Here is an 18,021-nt window from a genome sequence, read left to right as displayed (position 1 = left end):
TGCGGTTTCTCATTCAGCGTCGTCAGCTCGACTGCGACGAGTATACTGTTTTGGCGTTAGAAAGTCAATCAGAATCCCGTGCAGAGAAAACGGGGGATTTTCTGCCACGAATTTCACGAATTGGTTGTTCGTATCACGTCTCCACGCCCTGGGGTTGAATTTCTAAACGCCAAGACGCAGAGACGCCAGGGCGCAAAGGGCTTCTGTTTCCTTGCGTCTCCGCGTCCTGGCGCCCTTGCGTTGAATTCCTAAACGCCGGGGCGCAACAGTCGCCAGGGGCTTTGACCATTCCCCGCGTTTCGGGTAGAATCGAAGTATCGAGATCAGATAAGAAAAGGATGACAATGTGCGCATAATTCTTTACACCGGCAAGGGCGGCGTGGGCAAAACCAGTATCAGCGCAGCCACCGCCCTTCATTGCGCCGATCGTGGCCTGCGCACGATTGTGCTGAGCACCGACCCGGCGCATAGCCTGGGCGATTCGTTCGATCTTCCGCTGGGCAACGACCCGGTGGCGATTGCCCCCAACCTCTGGGGTCAGGAGATTGACCTGCTGCACCAGATGGACCGCCACTGGGGGAAGGTGCAGGATTACATCTCCGCCATCTTCGCCTGGCGCGGCATGGACGAACTGGTGGCTGAGGAGACCTCGGTCCTGCCCGGCATGGAAGAGCTCGCCAGCCTGATGCAGATCAACTGGCTGGCCGACAGCGGGCAGTACGATGTCATCATCGTGGACTGCGCGCCCACCGGCGCCACCCTGCAGCTCCTGGCCTTCCCCGAACTGGCGCGCTGGTATCTGGACAAGATCTTCCCCTGGGAACGGCGCATGATCAAAGCGGTCGCGCCGGTCATCAAGCGCATGACTGACATGCCGCTGCCCAGCGAGGAGTTCTTCGACTCAGCCGAAGACCTGATTGTCCAACTGGAAAAGATCAACAAGCTGCTGACCAATCCCCAACTGACGTCGGTGCGCCTGGTGCTCAACCCGGAAAAGATGGTGGTCAAAGAGGCGCAGCGCGCCTACACCTATCTCAACCTCTACGGCTATGCGACCGATGCCGTCGTCTGCAACCGCATGCTGCCGAACGCCGTCACCGATGCCTACTTCACGGCCTGGAAAGAGGCCCAGGCCCGCTACCATAACCTGGTGCAAGAATCGTTCGAGCCGCTGCCCATCTTCGACGTGCCCCTGTTCGACCAGGAAGTGGTGGGTCTGGAGATGCTGCGGCGCATGGCGGCCTCCGTCTTTGGCGACAACGTGGATCCGACCCGCATCTTCTACGTGGGCAATCCGCAGGCGGTCACGCTGGAGGGCGGCGTCTACAAGCTGACTTTGCCGCTGCCGTTCGTGGAGCGCAGCCAGATCAAGCTGACGCGCAGCCTGGCCGATGAGCTGATCATCCATATCGGTAACTGGAAGCGCAACCTGAGCCTGCCGCGCGCCCTCGCCAACCTGGCCGTCAGCGGCGCCAAGTATGAAGAAGACCGCCTGGTCGTTTCGTTCAACGGGAAGGTAAAGTAGCGCCATGCAACCACCGGTGTGGCAGAAGTACCTGACCGATTATAATGAAGGACTGGGCCTGGTCTACGAGCGCTTCGTGCTCAACGATTTCCTGGCCGACCTGCGTGAGCGCTACGGCATCCAGACTGTGCTGGAGGCGCCGCTCTACGGCATGGCCGGCGTCAGCGGCATCAACAGCGTGGGGCTGGCGCAGGCCGGCTGCCAGGTGACGCTGGTGGATGACAACGCCGAGCGCCTGGCCGGGGTCAAGCGCATTTGGGGCGAGTTGAACCTGCCCATGACGCCGGTGCTGATTCGCGGCGGGGGCGACGGCGGTTGGGCCGCGCTGCCCTTCGCCGACCGCAGCTTCGACCTGGCCTGGTGCTGGGCCGCACTCTGGTATCTGCCCGATGCGGCCAGCCTGCTGGCCGAACTGGCGCGCGTCAGCCGCCGCGTCGTCTTTGTGGCCATGCCCAACAACCTGCAGGTGGGCTACTGGATGCGCAAGCTGTTGATTGACCGCGACTTCTTCAGCACCGTGGACGAGCGCTGGGTCAACATCGGCCTGATCAAGGACACCTTGCGCAGCCGCGGCGTGCGCGCCTGGTGGAGCAGGGGCGTGCTCGACGTGCCGCCCTGGCCGGACACCGTCATGCCGGCCAACGAGGTGCTCAAGCGCCTGGGCATCCGCTCCCGCAAGCTGGAGAGCCAGTTCACCGGCGACAACTGGACCTGGTCCACCATGGCCTACTACCTGGGGCAACAGCCCGATCTTTACGAGCGCGTCATCAGGTACGCCTGGCTCGACCATGCCCCGCTGCCCTGGCAGATCAAAGCGATTTGGGCGCACCATCGCTACGTGGTGGGAACCGTGGCGGCCGTCCTGCCTGGCTGGCGCGTGGCCGTGGATGAAGTCTGCGCGTCGTCGGCATGAAGCGTCCGCTCGCCAAACACCCGGCGACCTGGCTTCTGTTGATCGTCCTCGCGCTGGCCGTGTTCCTGCGCTTCTGGCAGATCAACCGCTTCCCGCTCGGCCTCTTCGGCGATGAGGCGGTCAACGGGTTGGATGCGCTCGATGTGCTGGCCGGCCGCGGCGCCATCTTCTTTCCGGCCAACTTTGGTCGCGAGGGTGCGCATATCTGGCTGGTGGCCGCCTCCCTACGCCTGTTTGGCGTCACCCCCTTCGCCGTGCGCCTGCCCTCCCTGCTGGCCGGCATCCTCACCGTGGCCGCCGCAGCCTGGCTCGGTCATGAGATCGTCGCCGCCCGCCGCCGCAGCGCCCCCGGCGATCGGCCGCTGGACGCCTGGCTGCCGCTTCTCGTGGCCGCGTACACCGCCACCTCCTACTGGCACCTCCACTTCAGCCGCTTCGGCATCCGCGGCATCTTCACCCCGCTGTGGGCCGCCCTGGCCTTCGCCGCGTTCTGGCGCGGGGTCAACCGCGGGCGCACGCGCTGGTTCGTCCTCAGCGGCCTCTGCCTGGGCGCGGGCGTGCATTTCTACACCGCCAGCCGCTTCGTGCCGTTCGCCCTCGTCATCTTCCTGGCCCTCCAAGCCGGCCTGTCCTGGCTCAGCCGCGCCGCAGCCGTCCGGCCCGCGCCGCTGCTGCGCACATTTTTCGGACCGCTGCTCTGGGCCGCGCTGGCGGCTGCGTTGGTGGTCGCGCCGCTGGGCTATTATTTCCTCACCCATCCCGGCAGCTTCGCCTCGCGCGCGGCCACGGTTTCCGCGTTCAACGCCGGGGTGGGCGGCGTCAGCCCCCTGGCGCGCATGGCGCAGGCGGCCGTCGCCAACATCGCCCAGTTCTTCATCCCCGGCCAGGGCGACCCGGCCGCGTTCTACAATCTGCCGGGCCGCGCCGTCTTCGACCCGCTGACCGCGCTCCTGGCCCTGCTCGGCCTGCTGCTCTGCCTGCGCCGCTGGCGCCAGCCGGTCTACCTCTTCCTGGCGTTGTGGCCGCCGCTGCTCCTGCTGCCCACCTTCCTGGCCGTGGACCGCTTCCCCACCCTGCCCCGCGCCCTCGGCGTCATGCCCGGCATCTTCATCTGGGCCGCGCTGGGGTTGGAGGCCGTGCTGGAGTTCGGGTTCCTGAACAGGCGAAAAACCCGAAGTCTCCTGATCATCCTGGCCGCCCTGCTGGCGCTGACCGTGCATGGCGGGCTGGCCGTGCGCGACTATTTCTTCGTCTGGGGGCCCTCGGACGCCGCGTTCGAGGCTTTCGACGGGCATGAGACCGACACCGCGCTCTGGCTGGCCGCGCATCCGCAGCCCGCGCCGGTTTATCTCAGCGCCGATCTCTACCGTCATCCGGTCATCATGTTCCTGCTGGAGCAGACGCCACTGACCGACTTCTTCAGCCATCGCAACCCCGGCCTGCACTGGTTCGACGCGCGGTCGGCGCTGGTTCTGCCGCCCGCTGGCGTCAGCGCGACCTATGTCTTCAGCGGGCAGGCGCAGGCGCCGCCGGCCGTGCTGGACGCCTGGCTGCCGCAGCGCCAGGTGATCTACGATGTCCTGGCGCCCGGCGGTCAACCGGCCACCACCGTGCTGCGCAGCATCCCCGATCAGGCGACTGTCAGACCTGGCCCTGGCCTACCGCAACGGCCTGACCCTGACCGGCTTCAGCCTCAGCGCGCAACCGGGGCCGGGCGCGGCCGTGCAAATCACGCTGACCTGGCAGATCGAAAGCGCGGCGCCGGTTCCTGGCATTTCCAACTACAACGTGCGCGTGGCGCTCCTGGTCGGCGACCGTCCCTGGGCCGGCGTGGAAGCGCCGTTCGCCTACCGCCCGGCCGAATGGGCGCCGGGCGAACGCCTCAGCACCTGGCACCCGCTGACCCTGCCGCCCGACGCCCCCGCGGGCGCGTATGAGTTGGCGGTCGCGCTGGTGGACGACGCGGGCCAGATCGTCCCCTTGAGCGATGGGGCCGCGGAGGCGCGGCTGGGGCCTCTCCTCATCCCCTGACCCCTTCTCCTCTCCGCCATACGGAGAGGAGAAGGGGGGAAGAGCGGGCCTCTCCTCATCCCCCGGCCCCTTCTCCTCTCCGCCGTACGGAGAGGAGAAGGGGGGAAGAGCGGGCCTCTCCTCATCCCCGGCCCCTTCTCCTCTCCGCCATACGGAGAGGAGAAGGGGGAAGAGCGGGCCTCTCCTCAACCCCCGGCCCCTTCTCCTCTCCGTCATACGGAGAGGAGAAGGGGGGAAGAGCGGGCCTCTCCTCATCCCCCGGCCCCTTCTCCTCTCCGCCGTACGGAGAGGAGAAGGGGGGAAGAGCGGGCCTCTCCTCATCCCCCGGCCCCTTCTCCTCTCCGCCGTACGGAGAGGAGAAGGGGGGAAGAGCGGGCCTCTCCTCATCCCCCGGCCCTTCTCCTCTCCGCCGTACGGAGAGGAGAAGGGGGGAAGAGCGGGCCTCCCAGGCCCTTCTCCCGCCGTACGGAGGTAGAAGGGGTGGCGCCACCTCACCCAGGCCCCTGGGGTTGGTGGCGCCTTCTCCTCCGCTGGAGAGGGAAGCCAGCCTCCCATCGGCCTTCCTCGTCCCCTCGGAGGGGGAAGTGGCAAGATGGCACTCCTCAGAGGTGCACTCCTCTCCGCGTCACGGAGGGGAAGTGACGACCCCGCGAGGGCTTCTGGCCGGACGACGTTGTCGCTGCACCAACCTTGCGCAGGCCCGCCGGGTAAGGGGCTTTTGTGGTCGAGGCCGGTTTCGAGTTGCCCGACGCTGGATGGTGCAGCCAGCCTACGCAAGGGGATTCCACGTACCCGCAGGCGAAGTGACATTCAGGCGCCTAGTCCTCGAAGCCAACATGTGTACTACCCTGAGGGTTGGCAGCAAGATCGCCAACCTTGCTTTAGCAGGTTTCCGGGTAAGGGGCTTTAGGGCGGGCCGTGAATGATCATTCGCGGCGCGCCCCACCGAATGAATTCGGTGTCTGATACGTCAAACCCGCTCAAGCGGGTTGCGCTGGTGGGAACTGGTCTCGTCAGGCCGTAGTTGGGGTTGTGAATTCGCTCTGCGCAAGTCTTACGAATTCAGCCATCATACCCATCACCAACCTGCTTTAGCAGGTTTCGGTGTAGCAGACCGTGAATTCATTCACGGGGCGGCCCACCGAATGAATTCGGTGTCTGATACGTGAAACCCGCTCAAGCGGGTTGCGCTGGTGGGAACCTGTCTTGACAGCGGAGGTTTGCTCAACGCAAAGACGCCAGGGCGCAAAGACGCAAAGGATATTCGGGAGAGCGCTGCTCATTCACGGGTGGTTCAGCCCGTGAATTCGCTCTGCCACGAATTGACACGCCTTGAGCGGTCACACCCAACACCAACCTGCTTTAGCAGGTTTCGGTGTATCAGACCGTGAATTCATTCACGGGGCGGTATCAGACCGTGAATTCATTCACGGGGCGGTATCAGACCGTGAATTCGTTCATGCGCGCCGCGGCGGGCTCGTCGCGCGCGGAGCCCACCGAATGAATTCGGTGTCTGATACGCCAAACCCGCTCAAGCGGGTTGCGCTGGTGGGAACCTGTCTTGACAGCGGAGGTTTGCTCAACGCAAAGACGCCAGGGCGCAAAGACGCAAAGAATATTCGGGAGAGCGCTGCTCATTCACGGGTGGTTCAGCCCGTGAATTCGCTCTGCGCAAGTCTTACGAATTCAGCCATCACACCCATCACCAACCTGCTTTAGGGGCGGGTTGGCCCGTGAATGAATCCGTGACGTTCGGGCCTGTCGCGCAGCCCCGAATGAATTCGGTGTCTGATACGCCAAACCCCCGGTTGCGCTGGTGGGAACCTGTCTTGACAGCGGAGGTTTGCTCAACGCAAAGACGCCAGGGCGCAAAGACGCAAAGGATATTCGGAGAGCGCTGCTCATTCACGGGTGGTTCAGCCCGTGAATTCGCTCTGCGCAGTCTTACGAATTCGCCTCCCCCCCCTCTTAGGGGCGGTTGGCCGTGAATTCGTTCACGCGCGGCGGGCCTGTCGCGCGAAGCCCACCGAATGAATTCGGTGTCTGATACGTCAAACCCGCTCAAGCGGGTTGCGGTGGTGGGAACCTGTGTTGACAGCGGAGGTTTGCTCAACGCAAAGACGCCAGGGCGCAAAGACGCAAAGGATATTCGGGAGAGCGCTGCTCATTCACGGGTGGTTCAGCTTGTGAATTCGTTCTGCCATGAATTTTACGCCTTGAGCGGTCACACCCAACACCAACCTGCTTTAGCAGGTTTCGGTGTATCAGACCGTGAATTCATTCACGGGGCGGTATCAGACCGTGAATTCATTCACGGGGCGGTATCAGACCGTGAATTCATTCACGGGTCAGACCGTGAATTCATTCACGGGCGGGTGCCCGTAATTCGTTCATGCGCCGCGGCGGGCCTGTCGCGCGGAGCCCACCGAATGAATTCGGTGTCTGATACGTCAAACCCGCTCAAGGCGGGTTGCGCTGGTGGGAACCTGTCTTGACAGCGGAGGTTTGCTCAACGCAAAGACGCCAGGGCGCAAAGACGCAAAGGATATTCGGGAGCGCTGCTCATTCACGGGTGGTTCAGCTTGTGAATTCGTTCTGCCATGAATTTTACGCCTTGAGCGGTCACACCCAACACCAACCTGCTTTAGGGGCGGGTTGGCCCGTGAATTCATTCATGCGCGCCGCGGCGGGCTCGTCGCGCGCGGAGCCCACCGAATGAATTCGGTGTCTGATACGTCAAACCCGCTCAAGCGGGTTGCGCTGGTGGGAACCTGTCTTGACAGCGGAGGTTTGCTCAACGCAAAGACGCCAGGGCGCAAAGACGCAAAGGATATTCGGGAGAGCGCTGCTCATTCACGGGTGGTTCAGCCCGTGAATTCGCTCTGCGCAAGTCTTACGAATTCAGCCATCATACCCATCACCAACCTGCTTTAGCAGGTTTCGGTGTATCAGACCGTGAATTCATTCACGGGGCGGTATCAGACCGTGAATTCATTCACGGGGCGGTATCAGACCGTGAATTCATTCACGGGGCGGGTTGGCCCGTGAATTCGTTCATGCGCGCCGCGGCGGGCTCGTCGCGCGCGGAGCCCACCGAATGAATTCGGTGTCTGATACGTCAAACCCGCTCAAGCGGGTTGCGCTGGTGGGAACCTGTCTCAGCGGAGGTCTCAACGCAAAGACGCCAGGGCGCAAAGACGCAAAGGATATTCGGGAGAGCGCTGCTCATTCACGGGTGGCTCAGCCCGTGAATTCGCTCTGCCATGAATTTTACGCCTCGAGCTGACACACCCAACACCAACCTGCTTTAGCAGGTTTCGGTGTATCAGACCGTGAATTCATTCACGGGCGGTATCAGACCGTGAATTCATTCACGGGCGGTATCAGACCGTGAATTCATTCACGGGCAGCCGAAGAATCGTCCAACCCGGGCGCAGGCCCGCCGGGTAAGGGGCTTTTGTGGTCGAGGCCGGTTTCGGCTTGCCCGACGCTGGATGGTGCAGCCAGCCTGCGCAAGGGGATTCCCCTCGCACCCCTGCGAGGGTTGTGTCGCCACAAATTCGACTTATGCGCTGACTGTGGTAAAATTTTATCCATCGTTCTACCGCCAGGGATACGGCATGGATGTGAGACTGATGCAAACGTCAGCGATTGATCCCACAACCGACACACCGCACTTACGGCAGCGCCTGCTGGAGATTTTCGACGACCAGGCGTTGACGCAGTTTTGCTATGACCGCGCCGAGTTCAAGCCGGCGCTGAATGCCTTTGGCGCGGGTCAGGGCATCGGTCAGAAGGTGCAGCGTTTGCTCGAATTCAGCGACCGGCGTCGGCTGCGCGACGCCCTGATCCGGGAGGTCAACACCATGCCAGAGAATCCATCTGCGGCCGCACCCCGACCGCCGCTGCCAAACGACACGGCGCCTGAGGGTCTGTCATGGCGCCAGGCCTGGCTCATCGGCGCGGTTGCGCTGTTGATCGGCATCCTGGGCAATCTGCTGGCCGCCTGGGTGCAGAGGGACCTGCTGCAAGATTCCTTCACGCCGCTGCGCATCGGCCTGATCGTGGGCCTGGCGGCGCTCGGTTTGCTGGCCGGCGCCTGGCTGGAACGGCCGCGGCCGGCCGCAGAGGGCACCGCCCGGCACAACACCGACATTCACGACGTGTCCGCGCACAGCGGGGGCGAGGTTGGCGTCGAAGCGCCCGCCAACGCCGACCTGCGCGTGGACGATGTTCACGCCGGCCTCGGCGGCAGGGTCAAGATCAAGATCAACAACCCGACTCACAAGGATGCCCCATGACCAGCGCCGACATTCATGTTAATCGTCACGACGAAATTGCCCATTTCAGGCGCATGCTGGCGAGGGATGCGCCCCGTTTCTGGTTCATCCAGGGCGACAGCGGCGTGGGCAAGAGCGGCCTGCTCGACTACCTGATGGATGAGGTCTGCGCAGCCAACGGAACGCCTTCTGTTGTGTTCGACTTCAAGGATGCCAGCCCCACCTTCATTCACCTCGCGGTGCAGACCGGTCACCAGGTGGGCGTGCGTCCCCACATCGCTACGGAGCGCTGCCTGCACGATTTCGGCGTCAGCGGCGTCACCGTGGACGTGCGCGGGTGCGAGCCGTGGTTGGCCGTGTGGACATTGGCATTGACGCGTCGAGCCTGGGACGCCTGTCGCCCGACAGATGGCAGCCTGGCGCCTGCGCTTTGCCGAGGCCCTGCTGACCGACCTGCCTGAGACGCTGACCGTCCTCTTCTTCGACACCTTCGAGAAAGCAAGCCTGGAGACGCAGGAGTGGCTCGCACAGGCGCTGCTGCCCCTGCTCGCCGCGACGCCGAAGCGGGTAGCCGTGGTGGTGGCCGGACAGCAGACGCCGCCCGACGAGCGCGCCTGGCGCAGGCACTCACGACACACCTGTTTGACCGGCCTGAGCACGGCCGATTGGACGGACTACGCGCAGCGCTACGCTGAACAGCACGGACGGCGCCCACCCAATGCCGAGTTCATTCAATCCTACCACGGCTTCTTTCAAGGCAAGCCACGGGGCATGGTGGATGCCGTGACTCACCTGTGCGGGAGCGCGGCGTCATGACCCGCGACTTGATTCAGCGCCTGGCCGCGGCCTCATCCGAAGAAGAAAAATACTGGCTCCTGACCGAAGCCCTGCTGCAGCAGCAGCCGGCCGTGCTGGCCGACCTGGCGCTGGCCGCGGCCGTGCTGCGCTGGTTCGACCTCGACCTGGTGCGCCACTTCTTGCCCGCAGCCGAGAAGAACAACGCGGCGGACTGGCTGGAGGCCTTGAAGCGTCTCTCCTTCGTCGAACGCTACCCCGCCGAGCGCTGGAACGTGCATGAGCTGACGCGGCAGGCCATCCTCTGGCATCTCTGGCGCGAGGAGGCGGACCGTTATCGAGCACTGAGCGCCGAAGCCGCGGCCTTCTTCGATCGGCCCGCGGACGATTGGCCGGCCGCGGTCGAACGCCTCTATCACCGGGCGATCAGCGAACCAGGCGAAGCTCGCCAGGCGTTTCACGACCTGGCCTGGGATTTCCAACTGCACGACAACTACCTGGGCTGGGAGGCCCTCGACGCCGCGCTGAGCGAGCACCGCGGCCACGGCCGCCTCGACGCCCGGTTCAGCGCGCGGCGCGGCTGTCGGAAGCCGGCCTGGCGGCGATGCAGTATCGCCACGCCGACGCCCAGCAACACTACCGCCAGGCCCTCGCCCTCTACCAGCAGGTGCAAGACCGCCTCGGCGAAGCCAACTGCCTGAGGGGGCTGGCCGCCGTGGAAGCCTTCCTCAAACAGCACGCCGACGCCCAGCAGCACTACCGCCAGGCCCTCGCCCTCTTCCAGCAGGTGCAAGACCGCCTCGGCGAAGCCAACTGCCTCTTGGGGCTGGCCGACGTGGAAGCCTTCCTCAACCAGCACGCCGACGCCCAGCAGCACTACCGCCAGGCCCTCGCCCTCTTCCAGCAGGTGCAAGACCGCCTCGGCGAAGCCAACTGCCTCTTGGGGCTGGCCGACGTGGAAGCCTTCCTCAACCAGCACGCCGACGCCCAGCAGCACTACCGCCAGGCCCTCGCCCTCCCTACCGCCAGGCCCTCGCCCTCTACCAGCAGGTGCAAGACCGCCTCGGCGAAGCCAACTGCCTCTGGGGGCTGGCCGCCGTGGAAGCCTTCCTCGGTCAGCACGCCGACGCCCAGCAGCACTACCGCCAGGCCCTCGCCCTCTACCAGCAGGTGCAAGACCGCCTCGGCGAAGCCCACTGCCTGAGGGGGCTGGCCGCCGTGGAAGCCTTCCTCAACCAGCACGCCGACGCCCAGCAGTACTACCGCCAGGCCCTCGCCCTCTTCCAGCAGGTGCAATCCCGCCTCGGCGAAGCCAACTGCCTCTTGGGGCTGGCCGACGTGGAAGCCTTCCTCAACCAGCACGCCGACGCCCAGCAGCACTACCGCCAGGCCCTCGCCCTCTACCAGCAGGTGCAATCCCGCCTCGGCGAAGCCAACTGCCTGAAGGGGCTGGCCGCCGTGGAAGCCTTCCTCAACCAGCACGCCGACGCCCAGCAACACTACCGCCAGGCCCTCGCCCTCTTCCAGCAGGTGCAATCCCGCCTCGGCGAAGCCCACTGCCTGAAGGGGCTGGCCGACGTCCACCGCGACCGCAGCGAGGTCGCAGAGGCGTTGAACGGGTACGCGGAGGCACTGCCCATCTACCTCGACGACGTGGGCGACCGCCAGGGCGCCGCAGAGTGCCTGTTAGCCTGGGGCGAGGCGTTGGCGCTGACCGGGAACCTGGATGCGGCCGCGGCCCACCACGCGGCCGCGGTTGACCATGCCGAGGCGACCGGCGATCGCTGGACGCGCACGCAGTTGTGGCGCTTACAGGGCGACATCGCCCGTCAACGGGGCGATGTGGCAGCTGCCCGCGCGGCCTACCAAGAGGCTCTCCCTGGCGGCAACCATCGCGGGCACCGACTGGTGGATTGTCACGGTTCACGAGCGTCTACTGGCCCTACCATCCGAATCCGTGTAGAAGGACACGTCGAACCGACATGTTCGACATGGTTGGACATCACCCCGTGAGCAGGGTATAATGACCGGCAAAGCCGGGGGACTGGAGATTGGCTGCACGTTGTATTCAGCATGCAGAATTCCTCGTTCAGCGTTTTGCACTTTGCACTCTGCACTTTGCACTTATGGGAGACACCCTTGACAGCCATCATGGATCCAACCGCCAATCTCGGCCCCAACGTTACCCTGGGCGAATATGTGGTGATCGAGGCGGGCGCCAGCCTGGGCGCGGGCGTAACGCTGGGACATCACGTGGTGGTGCATGCCGGCGCCATCATCGGCGACGGGACCTGGGTGGGCGACCACGCGGTGCTGGGGCGACCGCCGCGGCCCGCGCCCACCAGCGCGGTGAGGACGCCGCCCAACCTGCCGCCCCTGCAGATCGGGGCAGACTGCATCATCGGTACGGGCGCGGTGGTCTACAACGGCACCACCATCGGCGAAAAAACCATGATCGGCGACCATGCCTTCGTGCGCGACCGCTGCCAGATCGGGAGCTTCGTCATCGTCGGCAGCCATGTCACCATCGAGAACGAGGTGACGATTGGCGATTACACCAAGCTGCAGACCGGCGTCTATCTCTGTGCCTGGGTGACGATCGAAGATCACTGTTTCATTGCGCCCTGCGTCGTCACCACCAATGACAACTACATGGGCCGCACCGACCGGCGCTTCCAGGAACGAGGCGGCTGCACCATCCGCCGCGGCGCGCGCATCGGCGCCAACGTCACCCTGCTGCCCAACATCGAAGTGGGCGCGGAAGCCTTCGTCGCGGCCGGCTCCATCGTCACGCGGCACGTCCCGCCTGCCACCGTGGTCATGGGATCGCCCGCCAAATACGTCCGTGACGTCAGCGCCGACGAGTTCGCGGAAGAACGATTGTGACAGGTCGAATTCCTTGAAGATCGTCACCATCGTCGGCGCGCGGCCGCAGTTCATCAAGGCCGCGCCGGTCAGCCAGGCCCTGGCCGGTCAGCACCAGCAAATCCTCATTCACACCGGCCAGCACTACGACCGCGAGATGTCCGACCTGTTCTTCGACGAACTGCACATCCCGCGGCCCGACTACGAACTGGGCATCGGCTCCGGGCCGCACGGCCGGCAGACCGGGCAGATGCTGCAACGCATCGAAGAAGCGCTGCTGGCCGAAAAACCGGCCTGGGTGCTGGTCTACGGCGACACCAATTCGACGCTGGCCGGCGCGCTGGCCGCGGTCAAGCTGCACATCCCGGTGGCGCACGTGGAGGCCGGCCTGCGCAGCTTCAACCGCGCCATGCCCGAAGAGCACAACCGCGTGCTCACCGACCACTGCGCCGACCTGCTCCTCTGCCCGACCCAAACCGCCGTCAACCTGCTGGCGGCCGAAGGCATCACCCGGGGGGTCTTCCTGGTGGGCGATGTCATGGTGGATGCGCTGCTGGCGCACGGCGCGCTCGCGGCCCGACATGCGACCCTGGCCCGCCGCCTCGACCTGCGGCCGCAGGGTTTCGCGCTCGCCACCATTCACCGCCCCTACAACACCGATGATCCGGCCCGCCTGGCTGTCATCATGACCGCGCTGGCCGGCCTGGCGATGCCGGTCGTCTTTCCCGTCCATCCCCGCACCCGCGCCGCGCTGACCCGCGCCGGCCTGACCCCGCCCGCCAACGTGATTGCGCTCGACCCCATCGGCTACCTGGACATGCTGGCGCTGGAACAGGCCGCCGCCCTGATCCTCACCGACTCCGGCGGCGTGCAAAAAGAGGCCTACTGCTTCGCCGTGCCCTGCATCACCCTGCGGCCGGAGACCGAATGGGTGGAGACCGTGCAAGCCGGCTGGAACCGCCTGGCCTGGGGCGACGCGGCGCAGGTGATCGAGGCGGCGCAACGCCCCTGGCCCACCACGCCGCCCGCGCCCCTTTTTGGCGACGGTCACACGGCGGAGCGCATCGTCGGGCTGCTGGCATCTGCCGATCCTCGCCAGCAAAAGGCTGTTGCGCCATGACGGTTGCTGCTGTCGCCGCGCCGCCTGGCCGCCGCTTACAGGTGCTGTTCATCACGGCCTGGTATCCAACCGCGGCCGCACCTTACGAGGGCACTTTTGTACGTGAACACGCGCAGGCCGTCGCACGCTTCGATGATGTCGCCGTGCTGCACTGCCCAGAACCGCGCCGGGATTTGCCCCGGCTGTGGCAGGTGGAAACGGAGACCGATCCTGTCTTGACGGCCGGCCTGCCGACCGTGCGCGCCTGGTATCGCCCGGCGCGCATTCCCAAAGTGTCATTGGGCGTTCACCTGATCGCCGTGGGACAGGCGCTCCGCGCCGTCTACCGCGCCGGCTTCCGGCCCGATCTCTTGCATGCGCATGTCTACGATGCAGGGTTCGCCACCGCCATTTTCAGCAAATTATACCGCCTGCCCTACGTAGTCACCGAGCACTTCTCCGCGTTTCCGCGGCATACGCTGCCGCCCCTGGAGGTCTGGAAAGCGCGCATTGCCTTTGGACAGGCGGCCTGGGTGCTGCCGGTGAGCCGTGCACTGCAGACCGGCATCGAACAGCACGGCCTGCGCGCTCGTTTCCAAATTGTAGGCAACGTGGTGGACAACGAGCTTTTCTACCCGGCGACCACGCAGCCCCAATGATCCATTGCGCATCGTGAGCGTGGGTTCGCTGGTGCCCATCAAGGGCATTCCCGATCTCCTGCATGCGCTGCGCCGGCTGCAAGAGACGCCCCTGCGTTGGCGCCTGGATGTCATCGGGGATGGGCCGCAGCGCGCAGCCTATACCGCGCGGGCGGCTGAGCTTGGCCTGGCCAGCCAAATCACCTTCCACGGCACGCGGCCGAAAGCAGACGTGGCTGACTTTCTGCGCCAGGCTGACCTCTTCGTGCTGGCCAGCCAGTGGGAGAACATGCCGTGCGTTCTGCTCGAAGCGATGGCCTGCGGTGTGCCGATTGTCGCCTCACATGTGGGCGGCATCCCCGAAATTGTGGATGACGCGGTCGGCATCTTGGTCCCACCCGGCGATGTTCCCGCCCTGGCCGCAGCGCTGACCGCGGCGCTGACGCAGCCGGAGCGCTTCGATCGGCGCGCCATGACCCAGCGCGCCACCTTCTATTCACCGGCCGCCATTAGCTAAACGTTCGACTCAATCTACCGGAGCATGCTGACGCGATGAATGTCATGACAAACTGCCCGCCGTCCCGCTCTTGACGGGAAGGCAAGACTTGATTCTGGGCCAGCGGGCGGCGGCGCGCCCTGCACCTGGGCTGCGTAGACGCCGGCCTGCTGCACGAGCGGTTCGCCCGCCAGGAGTTGATGCATCAGAAGCTGGCGGCCGTCGCCTCCGAGCTGTGGGGCGCGGACATTGACCAGGAGGGCATCGCTTTCCTCGCGGCCCAGGGCTTCGATCATCTCATCGCGGGCGACATCTGCGAGCCGCCCATCCTGGCCCGCCTGGCCGGCCAGCCTTTCGACCTGGTCCTGGCCACGGAAGTGGTCGAACATCTGCCCAACCCGGTGCAGTTCCTGCAGGCCGCGGCCAGCCTGCTGACGCCGGGCCATACTGAGCTCATCATCACCGTGCCCAACGCCTTTCGCATCGAAACGCTGCTCTGGCTGCTGCGAGGAATCGAGTACGTGCATCCCGACCACAACTACTGGTTTTCCTACGTCACCGCCACCAACCTGCTGCGCAAGAGCGGCCTGGACGTGACCGAGGTCTTTGCCTACACCTTCCAGCCCCGCGCCGGCCTGCCCAACGTGGCGCGGCGCCTGTTGCGGCGATCAGCGCCGCCTGCACCGGCTTCAGCAACGACCCTGCCTCGCGCCGTGAACGGCGTCTCCCCGCATCTTCTCGTGCGCGGTCTCGACTATGTCCGCTCACTGCCCAAACGCCTGCTCGCCTCCGCGCTCTACCGAACCACCCCGTTCTGGGGAGACGGTTTGATCCTGGTCGGCCGGGCGCGCACCCATGCAGACTAAGGCTTCACGCGTGCTGCGGCTGCTGCGCAGCACGTTTGCCCGCAACGTCGCGACCACCTTTCTGACCCAGGTTGTTTCCCTGGTGATCGGCGTTGCCAATGCGGCCATCGTGGCGCGTTGGCTCGGCCCGCAGGGCAAAGGCAGTCTGGCGCTGGCGCTGCTGATTCCGTCCACGCTGGCCCTATTCCTCAGCGGCGGCATTCCGGCCGCCAATGTTTACTTTGTCGGTTCGCGCCGCCTTTCCGTGACCCAGGTCACCCAGAATGCGATGCTGCTGGCTCTGCTGGGCGCCGTCAGCGGCCTGATTTTGACTACGCTGGGCCTGGCGACCGGCCTTCTGCAGCGGTTGGCGCCGAGCGTTCCTGCGTCGCTCATCGTCCTGGCGACGGTCGGGCTGCCGGGTGCCATCGTCAATAGTTTCTTCAGCACCATTCTGCAGGGAATGCAGCGCATCCGCGTCGTCAACGTGATTACCTTCCTGCAGAGCATCCTGACGCTGGGCTTGACCATCGTCCTGGTCATCGGCCTGGGCTGGGGCCTCAACGGCGCAGTGCTGGCCGCGGTGGGCGCCGCGCTTGGCGTGATGATCCTCTTGGGCTGGCAGGTGCAGCGCGCGGGCGGCCACCTGCGCCCACACTACGACCCAGCCATCCTGCGCCAAATGTTGGCCTTTGGCCTGCGCGGCTACGTGGGTAACCTGCTGCAGTTCTTCAACTACCGGCTCGATCTGTTCATCGTCGGCATCTTGCTCGGCCCTGCGGCTGTGGGCATCTACACCGCCGCGATTGGCCTGGCCGAGCTGCTCTGGCACCTTCCCAACGCCGTCAGTTTTGTCATCTTTCCCAAAGCCTCGGCGTCACGCACGGAAGACATGAATCGCCTGACCCCGCGCATCTTCGCGCTCACCCTGGGCATCACCTTGGTGGGGGGCGTGTTCATCGCGCTGCTTGGCCGCCAGCTGATCGAGATCATCTACTCCGACCTTTTCCTGCCTGCGTACCAACCGCTTCTCGCGCTGCTGCCAGGCGTCGCCCTCCTGGGCGGCGGCAAAGTGCTGACCAACGAAATTGCCGGTCGCGGTTTTGTCCACTACAATTCGGTCAACGCCGGCCTGGCGCTGGTGTTGACCGTTATTTTCGATCTCCTGCTGATCCCGCGCTGGGGCGTCTTGGGCGCGTCCTGGGCTTCCACGATTGCCTACAGCGCCATCTTCTTGACGGCTGTGCTCTTCTACCGCTCGGTGAGCCGTCGCGGAGACCGCATCAACCGGGAACGACAGCCATGACCCACATCCTGATGCTGGTCACCAGCGATCTGCTGCACGATAACCGGGTGCGCCGCGAGGCCGAAACCCTGGCCGCCGCGGGCTGCCGCGTGACGGTGGTCAGCGCCATCCGGCCGGCCGACATCCCGGCCCTGGGCTGGGACGCCGCGGCCGGGCTGACCGCGGTGGCCGCGGCGCCGCCCGCCTGGCAGGCCGCGACCGGCTGGCGTCGCGCGGCCGGTCATACGGCCGATCTCTGGCGCTGGGGCGGCGGCGCCAGTCTGCTGGCCGCGGCCGCGGATCAGCGCAGCGACGTGGTGCATGCGCATGACCTGGACACGCTGCCCGCAGCCGCGACGCTGGCGCGGCGTTGGCACGCGTCACTGGTCTACGATGCGCATGAGCTGTTCGTGGATCAGATGACGCGGGGGCCGGGTGCGGCCAGCATCCCCTGGCCCAACCGCGTCAAACAGACGCTGGCGCAGCGCAACTTCGCCCGCCTGGAACGCCGCCTGATCGGTCGTGCCGCGGCGGTGATTACGGTCAGCCAGTCCATCGCCAACGAGTTGGCAACCCGCTACGGCATCGCCACGCCAATCCTGGTGCTCAACACCCCGCGCTACCAGGATATGACGGCCGGCTCGTCCTATCTGCGCCAGCGCCTGGGGCTGGCGGCCGAACAGCGCATCATTCTCCTGCAAGGCGCGGTCCTGCCCGACCGCCATCTGCTGGAACTGGTGCAGGCCATGCCGCTGCTGTCGCCCGCGGTCGTGCTGGTTTTCCTGGGCTTCAACCTGGGCACCTACCAGGAAGCGGTTCGCCAGGAGGTAGCGCGCCTGGGTCTGCAGGCCCGCGTCTTCATGCTCGACGCGCTGCCGGCCGGTCAACTGCTGGCAGCCACGGCCTCGGCCGATGTGGGCATGATCCTGCTGGCCGGGCACAACAAGAACGACCGCTTTGCCATGCCCAACAAGCTGTTCGAGTACATGATGGCCGGCCTGCCCTTCGTGGCAACCGACTGGCCGGAGATTGGACGCGTGGCGCGCACCACTGGCGCCGGGCTGACGGTGGCGCAGCCCACGCCCGCGGCGCTGGCCGCGGCAGTCAACGACATCCTGCAAGCGCCCGCGCGGCAGGCCGCCATGCGCACGGCCGGGCTGGCGGCCGCACGTGGGGAGTACCACTGGGAGCGGCAGGCGCAGCGTCTGCTCGAACTCTACGCAGCACTGCCAACGGCGAGGAGCTAAAG

General features: G+C 65.5%; 16 protein-coding genes. All 16 read left to right on the top strand.

The features are described from left to right. Positions 1-346 precede the first annotated feature (346 nt). The 16 genes from IPM84_19490 (at position 347) to IPM84_19415 (ending at position 18,019) form a co-directional block, all read left to right on the top strand. Complete coding sequence (locus IPM84_19490; protein MBK9094906.1) at positions 347-1,525, top strand: ArsA family ATPase; 1,179 nt, start codon at positions 347-349, stop codon at positions 1,523-1,525. 4 nt (positions 1,526-1,529) lie between these two features. Then, the gene (locus tag IPM84_19485) at positions 1,530-2,438 is read left to right on the top strand and encodes a class I SAM-dependent methyltransferase (protein ID MBK9094905.1); all 909 of its coding nucleotides are present in this window, start codon (positions 1,530-1,532) and stop codon (positions 2,436-2,438) included. Next, the gene (locus IPM84_19480) at positions 2,435-4,375 is read left to right on the top strand and encodes a hypothetical protein (GenBank protein MBK9094904.1); all 1,941 of its coding nucleotides are present in this window, start codon (positions 2,435-2,437) and stop codon (positions 4,373-4,375) included. Before IPM84_19485 ends, IPM84_19480 begins: the two co-directional genes overlap by 4 nt. 3,729 nt (positions 4,376-8,104) lie before the next feature. After that, positions 8,105-8,770: a hypothetical protein gene (locus IPM84_19475; protein ID MBK9094903.1), complete on the top strand. Its 666-nt coding sequence runs from the start codon at positions 8,105-8,107 to the stop codon at positions 8,768-8,770. Then, on the top strand, positions 8,767-9,210 hold the full coding sequence (locus tag IPM84_19470) for a hypothetical protein (GenBank protein ID MBK9094902.1): 444 nt from the start codon (positions 8,767-8,769) through the stop codon (positions 9,208-9,210). The genes IPM84_19475 and IPM84_19470 overlap by 4 nt, the downstream gene beginning before the upstream one ends. Beyond that, the gene (locus tag IPM84_19465) at positions 9,158-9,565 is read left to right on the top strand and encodes a hypothetical protein (protein MBK9094901.1); all 408 of its coding nucleotides are present in this window, start codon (positions 9,158-9,160) and stop codon (positions 9,563-9,565) included. The genes IPM84_19470 and IPM84_19465 overlap by 53 nt, the downstream gene beginning before the upstream one ends. After that, positions 9,562-10,245 (top strand): hypothetical protein, encoded by a 684-nt coding sequence (locus IPM84_19460; GenBank protein ID MBK9094900.1) that lies wholly within the window; start codon positions 9,562-9,564, stop codon positions 10,243-10,245. Before IPM84_19465 ends, IPM84_19460 begins: the two co-directional genes overlap by 4 nt. Then, positions 10,149-10,748 carry a tetratricopeptide repeat protein gene (locus tag IPM84_19455; GenBank protein MBK9094899.1) on the top strand — a complete coding sequence of 200 codons (600 nt, stop codon included), beginning with the start codon at positions 10,149-10,151 and terminating at the stop codon, positions 10,746-10,748. The genes IPM84_19460 and IPM84_19455 overlap by 97 nt, the downstream gene beginning before the upstream one ends. After that, positions 10,643-11,557 (top strand): tetratricopeptide repeat protein, encoded by a 915-nt coding sequence (locus tag IPM84_19450; protein MBK9094898.1) that lies wholly within the window; start codon positions 10,643-10,645, stop codon positions 11,555-11,557. The genes IPM84_19455 and IPM84_19450 overlap by 106 nt, the downstream gene beginning before the upstream one ends. Positions 11,558-11,617: 60 nt before the next feature. After that, positions 11,618-12,430: an N-acetyltransferase gene (locus IPM84_19445; protein ID MBK9094897.1), complete on the top strand. Its 813-nt coding sequence runs from the start codon at positions 11,618-11,620 to the stop codon at positions 12,428-12,430. A gap of 13 nt (positions 12,431-12,443) precedes the next feature. Beyond that, positions 12,444-13,529, top strand: coding sequence for a UDP-N-acetylglucosamine 2-epimerase (non-hydrolyzing) (wecB, locus tag IPM84_19440; protein MBK9094896.1), 1,086 nt, complete (start codon positions 12,444-12,446; stop codon positions 13,527-13,529). Further along, positions 13,526-14,167: a glycosyltransferase gene (locus IPM84_19435; GenBank protein MBK9094895.1), complete on the top strand. Its 642-nt coding sequence runs from the start codon at positions 13,526-13,528 to the stop codon at positions 14,165-14,167. Before wecB ends, IPM84_19435 begins: the two co-directional genes overlap by 4 nt. Positions 14,168-14,180: 13 nt before the next feature. Next, entirely contained in the window at positions 14,181-14,663 is a 483-nt protein-coding gene (locus IPM84_19430) for a glycosyltransferase family 4 protein (GenBank protein ID MBK9094894.1), read from the top strand. Between the two features lie 179 nt (positions 14,664-14,842). After that, a complete protein-coding gene (locus IPM84_19425; protein MBK9094893.1) occupies positions 14,843-15,508 on the top strand; it encodes a methyltransferase domain-containing protein in 666 nt (221 codons plus the stop codon). Next, entirely contained in the window at positions 15,498-16,793 is a 1,296-nt protein-coding gene (locus tag IPM84_19420) for a flippase (GenBank protein ID MBK9094892.1), read from the top strand. The genes IPM84_19425 and IPM84_19420 overlap by 11 nt, the downstream gene beginning before the upstream one ends. Continuing rightward, a complete protein-coding gene (locus IPM84_19415) occupies positions 16,790-18,019 on the top strand; it encodes a glycosyltransferase (GenBank protein MBK9094891.1) in 1,230 nt (409 codons plus the stop codon). The genes IPM84_19420 and IPM84_19415 overlap by 4 nt, the downstream gene beginning before the upstream one ends. Positions 18,020-18,021 lie beyond the last annotated feature (2 nt).

This window comes from Candidatus Amarolinea dominans (assembly GCA_016719785.1).
Lineage (GTDB): Bacteria > Chloroflexota > Anaerolineae > SSC4 > Amarolineaceae > Amarolinea > Amarolinea dominans.
The sequence above is the reverse complement of the archived record's forward strand: the minus strand, read 5'-3'. Positions and strand labels throughout refer to the sequence as shown.